The following is a 17,510-nucleotide window of genomic DNA, read 5'->3' on the forward strand; positions in this document are numbered from 1 at the left end:
TCGTCCCACGCCGTGCGCGTGCGCTTCAGCCTGCGACGACGACGCACTGTCTGAACACCTCAGCCTGTTCCAGTCGCGTCTTCCGAAGGACCTTGTCATGTCCGCAGTTCTGCCTGTCCTGTCCACCAGACTGTCCGCTGCCGCCGAGGCCGCATTCGGTACGTCGTACGATCCCGAGTTGCGGTCGAGTACCAAACCGGAGTTCGGCCACTACCAGAGCAATCTCGCGCTCCGGATCGGCAACGCCCTCGGCCAATCGCCGCGGGACGTCGCCGCACGCCTGGTCGCCTCGTTGCAGGTCGAGGACCTTTGCGAGAAACCGTCCATCGCCGGTCCGGGTTTCATCAACCTGACGTTGCTGCCGCAGACTTTGGCGAAGGCGGTCAATGAGCCGGAATCCTTTGCCAGCAAGGGGCAGCGGGTTGTCGTCGACTACTCGCAGCCCAATGTGGCGAAGCAGATGCACGTCGGCCATCTCCGGTCGACGGTGATCGGCGACGCGCTCTGCAACGTGCTCGAGTTCGCCGGGTACGACGTGGTCCGGCAGAACCACGTCGGCGACTGGGGCACGCAGTACGGGATGATGATCGAGCAGCTGCTCGAGGAAGGGATCACCGCGGAATCCCTTGATCTGGAGGGATTGCAGCACCTGTACGAGCGGAGCCGGAAGCATTTCGATGCCGACGGCGCCTTTGCGGACACATCGCGGCTGCGGGTCGTCGCGTTGCAGTCGGGTGATCCGCAGACGCGGGCGATGTGGCGGCACATGGTCGACGTGTCGCTGGACGACTTCGACAAGGTGTACGCCTTGCTCGGCAGCAACCTCGAGCGGACGGACGTCGTCGGCGAGAGCGCGTACAACGACGACCTGCCGCGGGTCGTGGCCGAGCTCGAACAACAAGACCTGCTGACCGAGTCCGACGGCGCGATGTGCGCCTTCCTCCCCGGATTCCTCGGTCGCGACGGCGATCCGCTGCCGGTGATCGTGCGGAAGTCGGACGGCGGATTCGGCTACAGCGCGACCGACCTCGCCGCCGTACGGCATCGGGTGAGCACGTTGCACGCGGACCGGATCGTGTACGTCGTGGACCACCGGCAGGCCCTGCACTTCGACATGATCTTCACGCTCGCGCGGACCGCCGGCTGGCTGCCGGCAACCGTACCGGCTGAACACGTCTCGTTCGGCACCGTACTCGGCCCGAACGGAAAGCCCTTCAAAACAAGGGAAGGCGGCACCGTCAAGCTCGTCGACCTCTTGGAGAGCGCGGTCTCCCGGGCCGACGCGCTGCTGGCCGGCCGGGAGGGCGTCGACCGGGCCGCGACCGCACGGGCCGTGGGGATCGGCGCGGTCAAGTACGCCGACCTGTCGAGCGACCGGGGCAACGACTACGTGTTCGACCTGGACCGGATGGTCGCGATGACCGGCAACACCGGCCCGTACCTCCAGTACGCGCACGCCCGGCTCACCCGGCTGCTCGCCAAAGCAGGGACAACAGGTGAGCTCACCGAGCTGAAGGCCCCGGCTGAGCAGCGGCTCGCCCTCCTGCTCACCGGCTTCGGCGCCACCGTCGAGCAGGTCGCGGAGACGCTCCAGCCGCACAGGCTCTGCACCTATCTGTACGACGTCGCGTCCGCGCTCTCCGTGTTCTACGAGCAGTGCCCGGTCCTGAGCAGTGAGGGTGCGACGAGGGCAAGCCGGATCGCCCTGTGCACCGCGACCCGGAAGGTGTTGCAGGATGGACTCGGCCTGCTGGGGATCGAGGCCCCCGACGCAATGTGAGCCTGGCTCACTGTGAGTCTGGCTCACTGTGAGTCTGACTCACTGTGAGTCTTTGGAGGACGGATGCTGCCGTGGTCGGCCGAGTTCAAGGGACGCCTGGACCAGACGACGTACACGAGTGAGTTGCTGCGCGGGAACCCGCTCGGCGACCCGCACGAGCGTCCCGTGCTGGTCTACCTCCCGCCGGGGTACGACGAGTCGGAGGACCGCTACCCGTCGATCTACGTGACCATGGGCTACACCGGCCACGTCGGCATGTGGTTCAACCGGGTCCCGTTCCGGCAGCCGTACCCGGAGCTGCTGGACGCGATGTTCTCCGACGAGAGCGTGCCGCGGGCCCTCGTGGTGTTCGTCGACTCGTGGACGAAGTACGGCGGCAGCCAGTGCCTCGACTCCCCCGGGACGGGGCAGTACCAGTCGTACCTCTGCGACGAGATCGTGCCGTGGGTCGATGCGACGTACCGGACCATCCCGGACCGCGATCACCGTGCGGTCACCGGTAAGTCGAGCGGCGGCTACACCGCGATGGTGACGCCGCTGCTGCGTCCGGACGTGTTCGGGGCGCTCGCGACGCATGCCGGTGACGCGCTTTTCGACGTCTGCTACCGGCCGGAGTTCCCGGAGCGCGCGCGGACGCTGCGGGACAAGTACGACGGCAGCTACGAGAAGTACTTCGAGGTGCTCGCGACCAAGACCGGCCGGACCACCAACGAGGACCTGCACCTGCTGGAGATGTACGGCTACGCGTCGGCGTACTCCGCTGAGGCCGACGGCACCGTACTACTGCCGTTCGACGACCTCGGCGCGATCGTCCCGGAGATCTGGGCCCGCTGGCTGTCCCGCGACCCGGTCGAGATGGTGAAGGAGCCGCAGTACGCCGAGGCGCTGCGATCGCTCCGCGCGGTGTGGATCGACGCCGGCCGGCACGACGAGTACTACCTGGACCTCGGCGCCACGGCGTTCCATCGTGCTACGCGGGAAGCCGGTCTCCCGGACGAGCGGATCCACTTCGAGCTGTTCGAGGGCACCCACGGCGGCATCGAGTACCGCTATCCGATGGCAGTGCGCTGGCTCGCCGAGCAACTGACTAATTGACGTGCTGTCACCGAGCGAACGCCGTACGGTCGAGCAATGAACTGGCCGGAGGGGATCGAAGCGCGTCCGATGGACAAGGGCGACGTCGAGGCGTGGGCGGCGCTGACGGCCGCCAAGGAGAAGGTCGACCAGGTCGGCGAGAACTACAGTGCCGAGGATCTCGCCGAGCAGCTGGAGCGGCCGGAACTCGATCTGGCCAAGGACAGCATCAGCCTGTGGTCCGGCGGCCGGATGATCGGCTATGGCATCGTGCACAGCAGGACCACCGTGGTGGACGTGGATCGGGTCAACACCGAGGGCACGATCGATCCGGAGTGGCGCCGGCAGGGCCTCGGCACGACGCTGATGCGCTGGCTGATCCGTCGCGCCGGCGAACTGCATGCCGCCACGCACCCGGACGCCCCCGGTCAGGTCGGCGTCGGCGCGGGCAGCCACAACGTCAGCTTGACCAGCCTCCTGGAAGGCCTGGGCTTCAAGGCCGAGCGGTTCTTCTTCGACATGCGACGGCCGCTCGACCAGCCGGTCCCGCCCGCGCCAGTGGCCGGTGGCCTGCAGCTCAGGTCGTACGACACGTCCTACGAGGAAGCGTTGCGGCAGACCCACTTCGAGGCCTTCTCCGACCATTGGGGCTGGACGCCGCCCACCACGGAGGCGTGGCGGGCCCGGAACGTCGGATCACGGGCGTTCCGCGGCGCGCAGTCGTACTACGTCCTCGACGGCGACACCATCGCGGCGTACGCCAACTGTTACGAGTGGGAAGCCGACACCGAGGCAACCGGGGTCCGGGAGCTGTACATCGGCCAGGTCGGCACCCGACGGGCCTACCGTGGCCGCGGACTGGCCCGTGCGGCCCTGGCGAAGGTGCTCGCCAAGGCCGCAGAGGCCGGGTACCAGCGGGCCGCGCTCGGCGTCGACGCCGACAACCCGACCGGAGCCCTCGGACTGTACGAGGGCCTCGGCTTCGTCACTCACCAGAAGTTCATCAGCTACGCGCTGCCCGTCCCGTCAGACGTGTGAGTCCACGACGACCGGGGTCTCGACGGGCTCCGGCGCTCCGCGGAACCACTTCCACGGCTGGACGGTGAACACGATCATCGCCAGGCTCACCGCCGCGTAGACCAGCGATCCGACGAACGCGGCGTGGACGCCGTCGACCAGCACCTCGCGGGGGATCGTCGACGTCGAGTTGCGGCTCGCCGTACCGAAGATCGTGACCAGGATGCCCAGGCCGAGCGCGCCGCCGACCTGCTGGACCACGTTCAGCATGCCGGACGCGGCACCCGAGTCCTCCGGCGCGACGCCCGAGATGGCGCGGCCGACGAGCGGGATGAAGATCATCCCGGCGCCCGCACCGAACAGCAGCAGCGGACCGACCACGTCGTGCAGGTAGGTGCTGTGGGACCCGAGCCGGGTCAGCCAGATCGTGCCGAGCGTGACCAGCGTGGAGCCGATCAGCATCAGCTTCGCGCCGTCGATCCGGGCGATCAGCTTCGGCACCACTCGCGACTGGGCGAACAGCAGACCCGTCAGTGGCAGGAACGCCAGCCCGGCCGCGAACGGCTTGAGTCCGAGCACTCCCTGCAGGTACTGCGTGAGGAAGAAGAACATCCCGAACATCGTCCCGACGATCAGCAGCATGGTCAGGTACGACGCCGCCCGGGTCGGTGACCGGAACAGCCGCAGGGGCACGATCGGGTGGCTGACGCGGCGCTCGATCAGGACGAACGAGACCAGCAGCACCACGCCCGCGGCGAATGCCACCAGGACCTCGGTCGCGGTCCAGCCCTTCTCGCCGACCCGGATGAAGCCGTAGACGAGCGACGTGATTCCGAGGGTCGAGGTGACCGCTCCGGCCACGTCGAACCGGCCGGTCTCAGGCTCGGTCTCGGTCAGCACCCTGCGGGCAGTCAGGATCAGCGCCACACCGATCGGCACGTTGATGAACAGGCCCCAGCGCCACGACGCCCAGTCGGTCAGCATGCCCCCGAGCACCAGGCCGACGCTGCCGCCTCCGGACGAGATCAGGCTGTAGTACCCGAGTGCCTTCATGCGCTCGGGACCTTCGCGGTACGTGAGCATCAGCAGCGTCAGGGCCGCCGGCGCCGCGATCGCACCGCCGATGCCTTGCAGAACGCGGGCGGCGAGCAGCAACTCGGCGTTCGGCGCGAGGCCTCCGAGCAACGAGGCGAGCGTGAAGACGCTGACGCCGGTGAGGAACACCCGGCGGCGACCGAGCAGGTCACCGGCACGGGCGCCGAGCAGGAGCAGACCGCCGAACGCCAGCGCGTACGCGTTCTGCACCCACGACAGGCTGGACGGGCTGAAGTGCAGGGCCTGCTGGATGTGAGGCATTGCGATGTTCACGACGGTCGCGTCCAGGATCACCATCAACTGGGTGACAAGGATGACCGCGAGAACGATCCCCGGCCGCCGCGCAGGCGTGCCCGAGGTGGCGCCGGCCGGCGCCGCGGATGTTGCCGACATATTGCTCCTTACCCCTGAGGGGCTACAGTTGAGACAGAAAGCGGAGCGCTCCTCCGGATACGATACGGAGGCATCCTCCGCTTTGCAAGCGATATTGTGGCCGAACGTTGCGAGGAGGCTGGATGGCGCCACAACCCTTGCCGTGCGCACGTCCGACCCGTGCGGACGCGGCCCGGAACTACGACCGCCTGGTGACGGCCGCCCGGGAGACGTTCGCGGAGCACGGCACCGACACCTCACTCGAACAGATCGCCCGCCGGGCCGGCGTCGGCATCGGCACGCTGTACCGCCGGTTCCCGAGCCGGACCGCGCTGCTCGAGGCGGTCTACGTCGACGAGATCCAGTCCGTCTGCGACCGTGCGTACGACTTCGACCGGGAACTCGAGCCGTTCGACGCCCTGGCCGCCTGGCTGCGCAGCTTCGTCGGGTACGGACTGTCCAAGAAGAGCCTGTCGGGTGAGCTTATAGATGCCCTAGGCAAGGACTCGCCGTTCTTCCAGGCCTGCAAGGCGAATGTGCAAGAGGCCGGGCGACTCCTGCTCGACAAGGCGAAGGCGGCCGGCGACGTCCGGCCCGAGCTCGAGCTGGCGGACATCCTGCGACTGGTCGGCGGTATCGCTCACAACGCCGACACCCAGCCGGAGCAGGCCCAGCGCCTCCTCGACATCGTGCTCTGCGGGCTCAGGCCCGCTGCCTCCTGAGCGCTGCCAGCGAAGGGTTCCCGGCGTCCCGCTCGGTGTACTTGAGCTGCTCGAGCGGCCACGCGATCGCCAGCTCCGGATCGAACAGGTCCACGGCCACCCTCTCCGGCGACCAGTGCTCGTTCACCAGGAAGTTGTACGTCGTGTGCGGCGTCAGCGTGCAGAACGAGTTCCCGACACCACGGGACACGTAGAGCGCGTCCGACGTACCGAGCTCGGCCAGCTTCTCGCGGTGGAAGTTCTCCTTGAACCATCCGTCGTCGTGCGGCTGCACCTCCAGCTCGATCCGCAGTACGCCGGGGATCGCGGTCTCCTCGATCTTCACCGGCGTACCTGCCGGCGGGCCTCGAGCTGGGCCTGATCGGCAGCGGTCACGCCCGCGTTCCATCCGGCGCCGTTGGTGATGCGAGTCCGACGGGTGGTCGTGTTCGGGAAGAGCTGGGCGAACAATGCGTCGACCTGCTGCTCCCGCTTGGCCAGCACCGGCAGCAGCCGGTCCGCAGCGGCTTCGGGTACGGCGGCCTGCGTCGCCGCGGCCGTCTGCTCCAGGCGCTCGCCGATCCGTTGCGCGTAGGCCATCAGGAACGACTGGCGGAACGATCGCGTCCGGGACTCGCCCCGGTGACCGATGTGTTTGCCAGCAGCAAGCATCGCGCGATTCGCCTGCACCAGAAGGGAAGTGCTGAGGATCTCGGTGTGCTGCAGGTCCACCTCGGCGCCGACAATGGTGACGACGGCCAGCTCGTCGATCACGACCGTGCGACACCGATTCGCCGCGGCGACCGCGCCGACCAGCTGCGCCTTGGCCGATACGTACGGCGTCTCGACCCAGAGCCGGCGCCCCGCGGAATCATCCGGGATCTCCACCTCTGCGTCCAGGAGGGCACTGTCCAAGGAGAACTTCGCCATCAGCTCCTGCGCCTTACCGGACAGCGCCTCCGCCTCGTCCGGGAACTCGGTCGCCTCCGCCTTCGCGAGCAGGCCGCGGATCCGCGCCAGCATCTTCCCGTTCGCCGGTACGGCGGGCTGCGCGCGGCGGACCGGCGTACCGGGTAATGGGTAGAGCCTGGCCAGGACCGGCAGGGTCTGGAGGAAGCCGGCCAGGGACAGGGCGTGGTGCAGCGTGAGGTAGCGGCCGACGCGGGCGCCGGCCGCCCAGGCGGTCAGGCTCAACTCGGTGAAGGGCTGCGGCACGCCGAGATCTGTCAGTTGACCGAGCCAGCGGGGGTCGATGGTGGCGGGACGGTAACCGCGGTGTTCGGCCGAGATCGCTGCCAGCAGCAACGGCTCGACGCCGGCATCCAGGCTGCGGCGGCCGTGCTGGACCACGTCGGCCGGCGACCAGCCGCGCTCCCAGGCAGTGCGGAGCAGACCGGTGAGGAACGCCTGCACGCACCGATCCACCTGCGCCTGGTCGCGCTCGTCGTACGCACCCAGCTGGGCCAGGTGCGCGTCGGCGCGATCGTCACGCACGGCAACGACGGCCGCCGTGATCGGCAACAACCGCAGGATTTCCTGGTCACTCACGCCGACGAGTCTGGCACCCACCGAAGTTCCCGCCCAAACGGGAATCCATCCCCTTGTGGATAACCCCGCGACTCCCGAGAGTAACTGAAGACAGCGCACTAGGGATCGCTGTCACCAGGGGGTCAGGCACCTGGCCTGACGGCATCACATCGGGAGGGGAAGCAATGACTCAACTTGCGGAAACCGGATTCGACGCGTTGCGCGCGATCCTGGAGGGGCTTGCGCTGCGGCCGGGTGAAGAGGGGTACGACGAGGCGCGGCGGCTCTGGAACGCCGAGCACGACCGCCGTCCGGCGGTGATCGTGCGGCCACGGTCGGCCGCGGATGTGCAGGCCGCCGTCCGCTACGCGGTCGCCGAGGGCTTGGAGATCGCTGTCCGCGGGGGCGCGCACAGCATGGCCGGGCTGTCGTCGGTGGACGACGGCCTGATGATCGACCTGAGCCTGTTGAACCAGGTGTCGGTGGATCCCGAGGCCCGCCGGGCGCGTGCCGCCGGTGGTGCGCTGCTCGGGGATCTCGACGCCGCGACGCAGGCGCACGGTCTCGCCGTACCGGCCGGCATTGTCAGCCACACGGGAGTCGGCGGGCTGGTGCTCGGCGGCGGCATGGGTCTGCTGACCCGGCTGCACGGGCTCAGCATCGACAACCTGGAGTCGGTCCAGGTCGTCACCGCGGACGGCAGCATTCTGCGCGCGGCCGAGGACGAGAACGCGGATCTGTTCTGGGCCGTCCGCGGTGGTGGCGGCAACTTCGGCGTGGTCACCGAGTTCGAGTTCCGGTTGCACCCGGCGGGGCCGATGGTGAACTACGGGATCGCGTTCTGGGGGGCGGAGCAGGGCACTGAACTGTTCCGGCTCGCCCGCGAGGTGATCCCGGCCCTGCCGCGCGAGGTGAACGTGGTGATCGCCTGCCTGAACGCACCGCCGGCACCGTTCGTCCCTGAAGAGCACCACTTCAAGCTCGGGTACGCCCTGGTGGCTGTGGGCTTCGGGCCGCCTGAGCAGCACGCCGACGCGATGGAGCGGTTCCGCGAGGCGTTGCCGCCGCTGTTCGAGTTCGCCACGCCGATGCCGTACGTCGCCGTACAGCAACTGCTCGACGAGCCGAACGCCTGGGGCGGCTACCACTACGAGAAGGGCGCCTACCTCGAGTCATTGTCCGACGAGGCGATCGAGGTGATCACGGAGCACTTCCCGCGGAAGACGTCGCCGATGTCGGTCTCGATGTTCTACCACCTCGACCACGGCTACCTGGAGACCGCGGACGATGCGACGGCGTTCAGCGGCCAACGCACCGAGCGGTACGCGATGTTCATCATCGCGAGTACGCCGGTCCTGGAGGCTCTCGATGCGGAACGCACGTGGGTGCGGACATTGTGGGACGCCCTGCAGCCGCACACGATCAACATCGGCAGCTACGTGAACGGTATGGCCGAGCCCGACGAGATCCGGATCCGTGCGTCGTACGGCGACAAGTACGACCGGCTCCTGGAGATCAAGCGGAAGTACGACCCGGACAACGTGTTCCACCGCAACCAGAACATCAGGCCCTAGCTGAGTGGATACACACCTCTGACGAGCAGACGGGCGGTACGCCGGGAGGCCCCGACGTCCCGCCCGTCTGACGGGCGTGCAGGGTGTAGGGGGTGGACCCACGTGGCGGGGCCGGTGCAAACGTTATTGCCTGGGCACCGCCCCCGGTACGTGTTCACACCCCGGCTAGATCGAGGCGGCGCCGTCCACGACCAGCACCTGGCCGTTGAGGTTCGTGTTCTCCAGGAGGAGCATGCGGACGACCGGAAGGACGTCCTCCGGCTCGGTCAGGTGGCCGGTCGGCGTCCGGCGGACGATCTGGTCGAGCTGGGTCTGGCCGAGGACCGCGGACATCTCCGAGGCGAAGAAACCCGGCGCGACGGCGTTGGCGAGGATGCGGCCACCGAGTTCACGGGCCAGTGAACGGGTGGCCGCGTCCATCCCGCCCTTGGTGGCCGAGTACGCGACCAGGCCGGGGTAGCCGCGTTGCGCGCAGATCGAGGTGATGTTCACGATCCGGCCCTTCAGGGCTTTCGCCAGCATCCGGCGCAGCACGAAACGGGTGAGGATCAGCGGCGAGGTCAGGTTCGTCCGGATGATCTCGGCCAGGTGGTCGGCGGAGGTGTGGACGTGCAACGAGTCCTGGCCGATCGCCGCATTGTTGACCAAGGCATCGATCGGGCCGAGCGTGCTCTCGACCGCCTTGACGAACGTCTGCCCGGCCGCGCTGTCGTTGATGTCGACCGAGCCGTAGTGCAGGTGGTCCGGGTACTTCTCGCCGAGCGCGGTCAGCTCCGGTGTGACCGTACGCGCGAACGCGCCGACCTTGAGACCGGCCGCGAGCAGGTCGGTGACGATCGCGAGACCGAGACCGCGGGAACCGCCGGAGACCAGCACGACCGAGGCCGGCGGGACGACACTGGGGGCTTCAGACATCGCTCTTCAGGGTTTCCTTCTGCGGGATCTGGTCGAGGAACTTGATCCGCCGCGGTACGCCGTAGTCCGGCAACCGGGTCGAACACCACTGGACCAGGTCGGTGTCCGTGATCGGGCCGAGCGACCGGTTCGGGACCACCTCGGCCGCGACCATCCGGCCGACCAAGGGCGCCTTGCGGGCGAAGACCCGCGCCCAGGACACGCCCGGGTGGCCCATCAGCACGTTGCGGACCACGCCGGCCGAGACCTTGGACCCGCCGACGTTGATCTCGTCGGTGTCCAGGCGACCGGTGATCAGCACCCGGTCCCCGTCGTACTCGACCCGGTCTCCGGTGCGGATCGCGCCGATCAGGCCGGCGCCGTGGTGCGGCGAGCGGATCACGAGCTCGTCGCCGTCGACGCTCAGGACCGGGCGCTCCGGGTGCGGGTCGCGGTCCAGCCAGGACTTGGGGAACCCGGCCTTGCCGTCGTGCACCACGATCGAGGCGCCGACCTCCGAGGACGCGTAGATCCAGGAGATCCGTGTCGTCGGGAAGATCTCCCGGAGCTGGTCGAGGATCGCCTGGTCGACGGGCTCGCCGCCGAGCGTGATCTGCTCCAGCGGTACGCCGGCGAGCGCGTCGGCGTCGCGGTAGATCGCCTGCCGCCAGAACGTCGGCGTACCGGAGGCGGCCGTGACGCCGTGCTCGGTCGCGATCTTCGGCCAGTCCTCCAGCTCGCTCGGCTCGATCACGACCAGGCCCTGATCGGCCTGGGTCAGCGAGAGCGTGACGACCTGCCACCAGGCGTAGGTCCCGGGCGAGTACGGCAGCAGCCAGGTGCGTGGCGGTTGGTCGGCGGTGACGGTGGTCAGCGACTCCAGGGTGTGGCCGATGCGCTTCGGGCGGCCGGTGGAGCCGGAGGTGAGCAGCCAGGCGCGACCGGACTCCTCGACCCGCTTCAGTCGCGCGGGGGTGATTGCCCCATCGGGCAGGACGATCGCGAAACCGGACTCGCCCAGTTCCTCACGCATGTGCTCGTCGACGCGGGACTCGGTCGCAACGAGCAACTCGGTGCCGTGCACCGCGTGGTGCCGGAGGGCGGCGAGTGCGTCGGCGCCGTTGTCGACCAGAACGGCCGCGGGCGACGGGATCTGCGGCAGCTTGTGCAGCGTCCGCCAGGTCAGGCGCTTGCCGGCGACGACGACGGTGTTGTCGTCGCCGATCAGGGCGGTCGTGCGGCGCCGGGTGCTCACGCCGACTGGAGTTGCTCGATGAAGTCCAGTACGTCGCCGACCGTCGCGATCCGGCGCAGCCCAGGGGCATCGAAGTTCAGCTCGTCACCGAGTTCGTCCTCCACCCGGAGGGCCAGCTCGGAGAAGTCCAGCGACCGGAACCCGATCTCGCGCAGGTCCGCCGTGTCCTCGGCCGGCAATGCCCGGCCCTGGGCCGTCATCACCTCACCCATCAACTCCCTGACCCGACTCCGATCCACCGAACTCATAGTCCCGCAGCCTAGCGCCCGAGGCTCGGGGACTCCACGCGTGCTGCGTGGAGCCCCCGGACACCGCGACTTCTGTAACTCATACACTGCTCCGTTGACGTCCTCCACCGCCCGAAGGCGGGGATTCCAACCCTTGCGGGTTGAGGTTCGCGGTTCACAGCCGTGCCTTACTGCGCAAGAAGGCTCCCCGCACTGCCACGGCCCGCCCGGCCGCGGTTAGTTGCTGGTCCTGCAAGTGCCCGGTTGCTTGGCTATCGCAACCGGTGAGAACACTGTCCGACCGTACCGACAAGACCCGAAGGACTGAGATGATCAGAGCGGCGGGACGGGGCAAGCGGACCGCGGCGTTGGTGAGCCTGCCCGTGCTTCCACTGGCCTGGTTCGTCGCGTTGCAGGAGCACCCGCCGTGGATGCCGGCCGCGTACCTGGCCTATCTGCTGATCGTGATCGTCGTACCGGGCACGATGTTCTGGCGGCGGCTGACCGGCGGTGCCGGCTGGCTGTCGGCGGACGTGATCCTGGGTACGGCGTTCGGGCTGGCCGTCGAGGCGTTGCTCTACCCGGTCGGGATGCTGTTCGACATGCCGTTCGCGGCGTTGCTGATGCCGGCGCTGGCGCTCGGGATGTGGCGCGGGCTGCCGCGCCGCAAACTGCCGGAACGGCCGACGCCGTGGTGGTCGATGGCGGGCGCGATGGTCGCGGTCGGCGTCGCGGCCGCCTGGTTCGTCCGGGTCGGCTCGCAGCTCATTCCGCTCAACGGATCGGACGCCCTGCGGCCGAACTCCGACACTCCGCACAATCTCGCGCTGGCCGGTGAGGTCACGCACCACTTCCCGCCGAAGATCCCGTACGCCGACGGCGGGTGGCTGACCAGCCACTGGGCGGCGTACGAGCACATCGCGTCCGCGCACTGGATCACCAGCGTGCCGCTCGACGTACTGACGCATCGGATGGTGCCGTTCGCCTGGATCCTGCTCACCGTCCTGGGCGCTGCCGCGGTCGGGATGCTGCTGACCGGTCGTGCGGTCGCCGCTCCGATCGCTGCCGGGCTCGTGGTGGCCGGTGGCGACCTGGTGGCCTGGCCGTGGGCCGTGTCGGACCGGGTGTTCGCGGACGGGCCGTTCTCGCTCAGCGGGCTGAGCAATCCGCCGCAGGCGTTCTCGACGGTGCTGTTGCTGCCGCTGATTGCGGTGACGGCATTGCTGTTGCGACGGCGGGTGGGGACGACGCGGGCCGAGTTGTTCCGGCTGTTCGTCGTCGCGGGCGTGCTGATTGCCGCGTTGGCGTTGACGAAGGCGACGACGCTGCCGGTGTACGCGACGGGCCTCGCAGTTGCCTGGATCTATCTGACGGTTCGTAGGGGCCGACTGAATCTGCGGGCGTTGGTACTCGGTGTCGGCGTTGCGGGGGCCTATACGTTGACGTTCTTCTTCGTCCTGCGGGGCGCGGCGTCGAGTGTGCGGTTCGATCCGGGCGCGACTTTCGAGAGTCTCGCGGATCGGATGGGTGGTGGATCCGCGGTCGCGATGGTCGCGGTCGTGGTCGTCGTCGGGTGGGCGATGCCGGTGGTCGGCGCGTTGCTGATCACGCGGCGGGTGGCTCGGGATCCGATGGTGGTGTTCCTGGTGGCCGGGTTCGTCGCCGCGGTGCTGGGCGCGTCGTTGCTGGCCGATCGTGGGGACACCCAACTGTTCTTCGTGCGGACCGGGTTCATCTTCGGCGTACTGCTCGCGACCTGGGGGCTGGGTTCGCTCGAGCGCCGGCACTACTGGGTCGCCGGGATCGCGGTGGCCATCGGGGTCGCCGCGATCTACTGGGGCCGGTACCGGTCGCCGAAGTCGTGTACGACGGCCAACTGCTTCGGGCAGGGCCTTGCGGTCGCGCTGGTGATCGCCGCCCTCGGGATCGGCGTATTCGGGCTGGTCCTGCGCGGTTCCCGGCGTACCTGGGCTGTGATCGCAGTGGCAGTGCTGGTCGGTACGACGGTGTCGCCGACTGTCGCGTCCGTACGACGGTTCGCAAACCCGCCGCTGACGTCGTACGAGTCGATCGCGCCGGGCGGGATCGAGGCGGCGCGCTTCATCCGGCGCAACTCGGGCTCGAACGACCGGATCGCCACGAACGTGCACTGCCACCAGCCACGGGCGTCGCACTGCCAGACGGGTTCGTACTGGATCGCCGGGTACGCCGAACGCCGCGTCCTCGTGGAGGGCTGGGCGTACCGGGCGCGGGTCGACGACACCTACCCCGCGGGCGTGCAGGGACCGTACTGGAACCAGGACGAGCTGCGGCTGAACGACGAGGTGTTCAGCAACCCGAGCCGCCAGTTGATCGAGACGCTGCGCACGACGTACGGCGTCCAATGGCTGCTGCTCGACGAGCGCGTCAGCGCCCCGCCCAAGAACCTGGACAAGCTGACCGAACTCCGCTTCCAGCTCGGAACCGTCCGCGTCTACCAGATCTACCCGCCGCCCCCGGAGAACTCGTTCCCCACCAGAACACCGTCCCCGACGGGCAGCCCGACCCCAGGCTTCCCGACGCAGACCCCGGGCTTCCCTTCGAGCACGCCAGGGTCTCCGTCCACCAGCTTCCCGACCGGCACGCAGTCCCCGGGCCAGACTCAGTCGACCCAGCCCAGCACCACGCCGACGTTCCCCACCACCCCAGTCCCGACGCAGATCACCACCACGCCGGGACTCAAGAGCCCGTAGCGGCTCAGCGGCTGGTGACCGCCGGGATGGCGATGCTCTGGTTGGCGAGCCGGTCCAGGGCGGTTACCGAGTAGATGTACGCCGTACCGGGTGTGGCCGTGGTGTCTGTGTAGGACTGGCTGGCTCCGGTGGAGCGGACTGTGGCGACCAGGTTGCGGGCGTCGTTGTCGGGGCAATGGTCTCCACCGCGGAGCTCCCGGCGGTAGATCGCGTACGACGTGGTGTCGCTCGATGTCCTGGACCACCGGACCTGTACGCCGTCATTCGTGCGAGTCGCGTGGACGGCATGCACCGGCAGCGGTGCCCGCGAGTCGAGCGCAGGCATCGCGGGGATCAGCGCCGGCCGCGTGTACCAGGTGTTGTTGAGCAGCGTGGTCGCCCCGAGCCGGTCCGCGCGGACGTCCTTCGCGGAGAAGTAGATGTTGCCCTTCACCTCGGGGATCGTGCTGTCGAACGCCAGGTGGTCGCTCAGCTCGGCCGGGTCGGACCAGTCCGGCGACTGCGTAGACGTACCGACCTTGTACGTCGCCTCGCCGATGTAGAGGTGGACGTGCGTACCGCGGACCTGCTCCGCCCACCACGGCACGATCTTGTTGTAGTCCGCCGGCGCGAACCCACCGGCCCAGTACACCTGCGGCACGATGTAGTCGATCCACTCCTCGCGGACCCACTTGCGGGTGTCCGCCGCGAGGTCGTCGTACGTCTGCACGCCGGCCGTGGTGTCGGTGCCCTCCGGGTCGGTCGCCTTGTTCCGCCAGACGGCGAACGGCGAGATGCCGAACTTCACCCACGGCTTGGCCGCGTGGATCTTCTGGTTCAGCTCCTGGATCAGCAGGTCGATGTTGTTCCGTCGCCAGTCCTGCAGGTTGGAGAAGCCGGCGCCGTACTGCGCGTACGTCGCGGCGTCGTCGAAGACCTGCCCGGCCACCGGGTACGGGTAGAAGTAGTCGTCGAAGTGCACGCCGTCGATGTCGTAGTTCGAGACGGCGTCCATGATCGCGTCCTCGACCAGCTTGCGAGCCGCCGGGATGCCGGGGTTGTAGTAGAGCTTCCCGCCGTACGTGACCACCCAGTCCGGGTGCTGCCGCGCCGGGTGGGTCGGGAGCAGGCCGTTGATGTTGGTGTCCATCGAGAGCCGGTACGGGTTGAACCACGCGTGCAGTTCGAGGTTCCGCTTGTGGGCCTCGGCGACCGCGAAGGCCAGCGGGTCGTAGCCGGGGTCGCCGCCCTGTACGCCGGTCAGATACTTCGACCAGGGCTCCACCTTGGACGGCCAGAAGGCGTCCGCGGTCGGACGGACCTGCAGGATGACGGCGTTGTGGTTCTGCCGCACCGCGTCGTCGAGCCAGCCGATCAGCTCGGACTGCTGCTGCGCGGCGCTCAGCCCGGTCTTCGACGGCCAGTCGATGTTCACCACCGACGCCACCCAGCTCGCCCGGAACTGCCGCAGCGGCGTGGACGCGTTCGGCGCACACGTCTGCTGACCGTCCGTGTCCGCAGCGGACGCCGTACCGGTCAGCCCGCCCATCAACAGCCCCGCCGTCACGCCCAGGACACCCATCGCTCGCCAGACTTTCATGTCACTCTCCGACCGTCGTTCAAGGTGAAGTCGAAAGATGTTTACACACCAAGGCACCTCAAGAGAAGGCGCTAGGGCATGCCCTAGGTTAAGAGCATGCTGCGCGCCGCGACCGAAGACGATGTCGACACGATCCGGCGGTTGCGAAATCAGCAGGCGAACCGTGACGTGAGCATCACCTCGCACGAGATCACCGCCGACGAGCACGCGGCGTGGTGGGCGAAGACCGCGGCCGATCCCTCGCGGCGCGTGCTGATCTACGAGCGGGACGGCCGGATCGCCGGCGTGGTCAACTTCTTCGACCTCGAACCGACGACCGGCGCGTGGGGGTTCTTCCTCGACGCGGACGGGCTCGCGGAGCGCGGCGAGACACTCCCGGCGTGGATCGAGATCATGCGCGAGGCCACGACGTACGCGTTCGACGAGCTCGGGCTCGAGCTGCTGACCGGCGAGGTGATCGAACACAACACCGTGGTCCGGCAGATGAACCGGCGGTTCCGGTTCACCGAGGGTACGCCGGAGACTCGGTACGCCGGCGGGCGCGAGATCACCGTGATTCCGATCAGCCTGCGTCGCCAGGACCGTAGAACCCAGGGGAAATGATGATGAACACCATCGAGATCGGCGGCGTCGAGGTCGGACCGGACCACCAGCCGTTCGTCATCGCGGAGATGTCGGGGAACCACAACGGCGATCTGGAGCGGGCGCTGGACATCGTCCGCGCGGTCGCCGAGTCCGGTGCGCAGGCGCTGAAGCTGCAGACGTACACCGCGGACACGATGACGCTCGACCTCGACCTACCGGCGTTCCGGCTGCCGGCGGAGCACGAGCTGTGGAGCGAGGCGCGGCTCTACGACCTGTACGAGGAGGCGCACACGCCGTGGGCGTGGCACGAGCCGATCTTCGAGCTCGCGAAGTCCCTCGGCCTGGTCGCGTTCTCGTCGGCGTTCGACAGCACCGCGATCGACTTCCTGGAGAAGCTCGACGTACCGGCGTACAAGGTCGCGTCGAACGAGATCGGCGACCTGCCGCTGGTCCGGGGCATGGCGGAGACCGGGAAGCCGATCATCATCTCCACCGGTTCGGCGACGCTCACCGACATCGACGCCGCGGTCCGCGCCGCGCGGTCGACCGGCAACGAGCAGATCATCGTGCTGTCCTGTACGGCGAGTTACCCCGCGCCGCCTGAGCAGTCCAATCTGCGCGGTATCCCGGTCCTTCGCGACGCCCTCGGCGTACAGGTCGGCCTCTCCGATCACACGATGGGCATCGGCGCCGCCGTCGCCGCGGTCGCGCTCGGTGCGACGGTGATCGAGAAGCATGTGACGCTGAAGCGCGTCGACGGCGGCGTCGACTCGGCGTTCTCGCTCGAGCCCCGGGAGCTGGAGCTTCTCGTCGAAAGCACGCGCGTCGCGCAACTGTCGCTCGGCGAGCCGGTCATCGGCCCCAAGCAGGCCGAACAGAACGTCCTCCGCTTCCGTCGCTCCCTTTTCGTCACCCAGGACGTCCACGCCGGCGACCTCATCACCTTCGAAAACGTCCGCTCGATCCGCCCGGCCGGCGGCCTCGCCCCCGACCTCTTCACCCAGGTCGAGGGCCGCCCGTTCCGCACCGACGTCAAAGCCGGCACCCCACTCACGTGGGACCTCCTCTGATGTACCTGCTGTTCCCCGGACGGCATCA

At 68.5% G+C, this 17,510-nt stretch carries 15 protein-coding genes; 8 read left to right on the plus strand and 7 right to left on the minus strand.

The genetic code is table 11. The annotated features are described in order from the left end of the window. The first annotated feature begins 97 nt into the window (after positions 1 to 97). The 3 genes from argS (at position 98) to EV651_RS18760 (ending at position 3,892) form a co-directional block, all read left to right on the plus strand. The gene (argS, locus tag EV651_RS18750; protein ID WP_370352925.1) at positions 98 to 1,780 is read left to right on the plus strand and encodes an arginine--tRNA ligase; all 1,683 of its coding nucleotides are present in this window, start codon (positions 98 to 100) and stop codon (positions 1,778 to 1,780) included. A 63-nt stretch (positions 1,781 to 1,843) separates the two neighbouring features. Then, positions 1,844 to 2,875, plus strand: coding sequence for an esterase family protein (locus EV651_RS18755; RefSeq protein WP_133786496.1), 1,032 nt, complete (start codon positions 1,844 to 1,846; stop codon positions 2,873 to 2,875). Positions 2,876 to 2,911: 36 nt separating this feature from the next. After that, a complete protein-coding gene (locus EV651_RS18760) occupies positions 2,912 to 3,892 on the plus strand; it encodes a GNAT family N-acetyltransferase (protein WP_133786497.1) in 981 nt (326 codons plus the stop codon). Here EV651_RS18760 and EV651_RS18765 read toward each other — a convergent pair. Continuing rightward, positions 3,881 to 5,359: an MFS transporter gene (locus tag EV651_RS18765; RefSeq protein ID WP_133786498.1), complete on the minus strand. Its 1,479-nt coding sequence runs from the start codon at positions 5,357 to 5,359 to the stop codon at positions 3,881 to 3,883. The genes EV651_RS18760 and EV651_RS18765 overlap by 12 nt on opposite strands. Before the next feature lie 122 nt (positions 5,360 to 5,481). Here EV651_RS18765 and EV651_RS18770 point away from each other — a divergent pair, with 122 nt between their 5' ends. Further along, positions 5,482 to 6,060, plus strand: coding sequence for a TetR/AcrR family transcriptional regulator (locus tag EV651_RS18770; protein WP_133786499.1), 579 nt, complete (start codon positions 5,482 to 5,484; stop codon positions 6,058 to 6,060). On the opposite strand, the gene EV651_RS18775 is transcribed toward EV651_RS18770, so the two are convergent. Both EV651_RS18775 and EV651_RS18780 read right to left on the minus strand, forming a co-directional pair. After that, positions 6,041 to 6,385 (minus strand): dTDP-4-dehydrorhamnose 3,5-epimerase family protein, encoded by a 345-nt coding sequence (locus EV651_RS18775; protein ID WP_238157043.1) that lies wholly within the window; start codon positions 6,383 to 6,385, stop codon positions 6,041 to 6,043. The two genes, EV651_RS18770 and EV651_RS18775, sit on opposite strands and share 20 nt — an antisense overlap. After that, positions 6,382 to 7,587 (minus strand): DUF2786 domain-containing protein, encoded by a 1,206-nt coding sequence (locus EV651_RS18780; protein ID WP_238157046.1) that lies wholly within the window; start codon positions 7,585 to 7,587, stop codon positions 6,382 to 6,384. Before EV651_RS18780 ends, EV651_RS18775 begins: the two co-directional genes overlap by 4 nt. 164 nt (positions 7,588 to 7,751) lie before the next feature. Between EV651_RS18780 and EV651_RS18785 the strand changes: the two genes are divergently transcribed. Continuing rightward, complete coding sequence (locus EV651_RS18785; protein WP_133786501.1) at positions 7,752 to 9,140, plus strand: FAD-binding oxidoreductase; 1,389 nt, start codon at positions 7,752 to 7,754, stop codon at positions 9,138 to 9,140. Positions 9,141 to 9,305: 165 nt separating this feature from the next. On the opposite strand, the gene EV651_RS18790 is transcribed toward EV651_RS18785, so the two are convergent. Genes EV651_RS18790 through EV651_RS18800 form a run of 3 tightly spaced genes read right to left on the minus strand, consistent with a single transcriptional unit; the run spans position 9,306 to position 11,537 of the window. Beyond that, positions 9,306 to 10,055, minus strand: a complete 750-nt coding sequence (locus EV651_RS18790) for an SDR family NAD(P)-dependent oxidoreductase (protein ID WP_133786502.1) — start codon at positions 10,053 to 10,055, stop codon at positions 9,306 to 9,308. Next, entirely contained in the window at positions 10,048 to 11,289 is a 1,242-nt protein-coding gene (locus tag EV651_RS18795; protein ID WP_133786503.1) for an AMP-binding protein, read from the minus strand. Before EV651_RS18795 ends, EV651_RS18790 begins: the two co-directional genes overlap by 8 nt. After that, entirely contained in the window at positions 11,286 to 11,537 is a 252-nt protein-coding gene (locus EV651_RS18800) for a phosphopantetheine-binding protein (protein ID WP_130387009.1), read from the minus strand. Before EV651_RS18800 ends, EV651_RS18795 begins: the two co-directional genes overlap by 4 nt. A 308-nt stretch (positions 11,538 to 11,845) precedes the next feature. Here EV651_RS18800 and EV651_RS18805 point away from each other — a divergent pair, with 308 nt between their 5' ends. Beyond that, positions 11,846 to 14,248 carry a hypothetical protein gene (locus EV651_RS18805; RefSeq protein WP_133786504.1) on the plus strand — a complete coding sequence of 801 codons (2,403 nt, stop codon included), beginning with the start codon at positions 11,846 to 11,848 and terminating at the stop codon, positions 14,246 to 14,248. 4 nt (positions 14,249 to 14,252) lie between these two features. Here EV651_RS18805 and EV651_RS18810 read toward each other — a convergent pair whose 3' ends face one another. Next, complete coding sequence (locus tag EV651_RS18810; RefSeq protein WP_133786505.1) at positions 14,253 to 15,827, minus strand: glycoside hydrolase family 10 protein; 1,575 nt, start codon at positions 15,825 to 15,827, stop codon at positions 14,253 to 14,255. Positions 15,828 to 15,923: 96 nt separating this feature from the next. Between EV651_RS18810 and EV651_RS18815 the strand changes: the two genes are divergently transcribed. Then, on the plus strand, positions 15,924 to 16,430 hold the full coding sequence (locus EV651_RS18815) for a GNAT family N-acetyltransferase (RefSeq protein ID WP_133786506.1): 507 nt from the start codon (positions 15,924 to 15,926) through the stop codon (positions 16,428 to 16,430). A gap of 2 nt (positions 16,431 to 16,432) precedes the next feature. Further along, positions 16,433 to 17,482 carry a pseudaminic acid synthase gene (gene pseI, locus EV651_RS18820; protein ID WP_133786507.1) on the plus strand — a complete coding sequence of 350 codons (1,050 nt, stop codon included), beginning with the start codon at positions 16,433 to 16,435 and terminating at the stop codon, positions 17,480 to 17,482. Positions 17,483 to 17,510: the final 28 nt, after the last annotated feature.

This window comes from Kribbella sp. VKM Ac-2571 (assembly GCF_004362255.1).
Lineage (GTDB): Bacteria > Actinomycetota > Actinomycetes > Propionibacteriales > Kribbellaceae > Kribbella > Kribbella pratensis.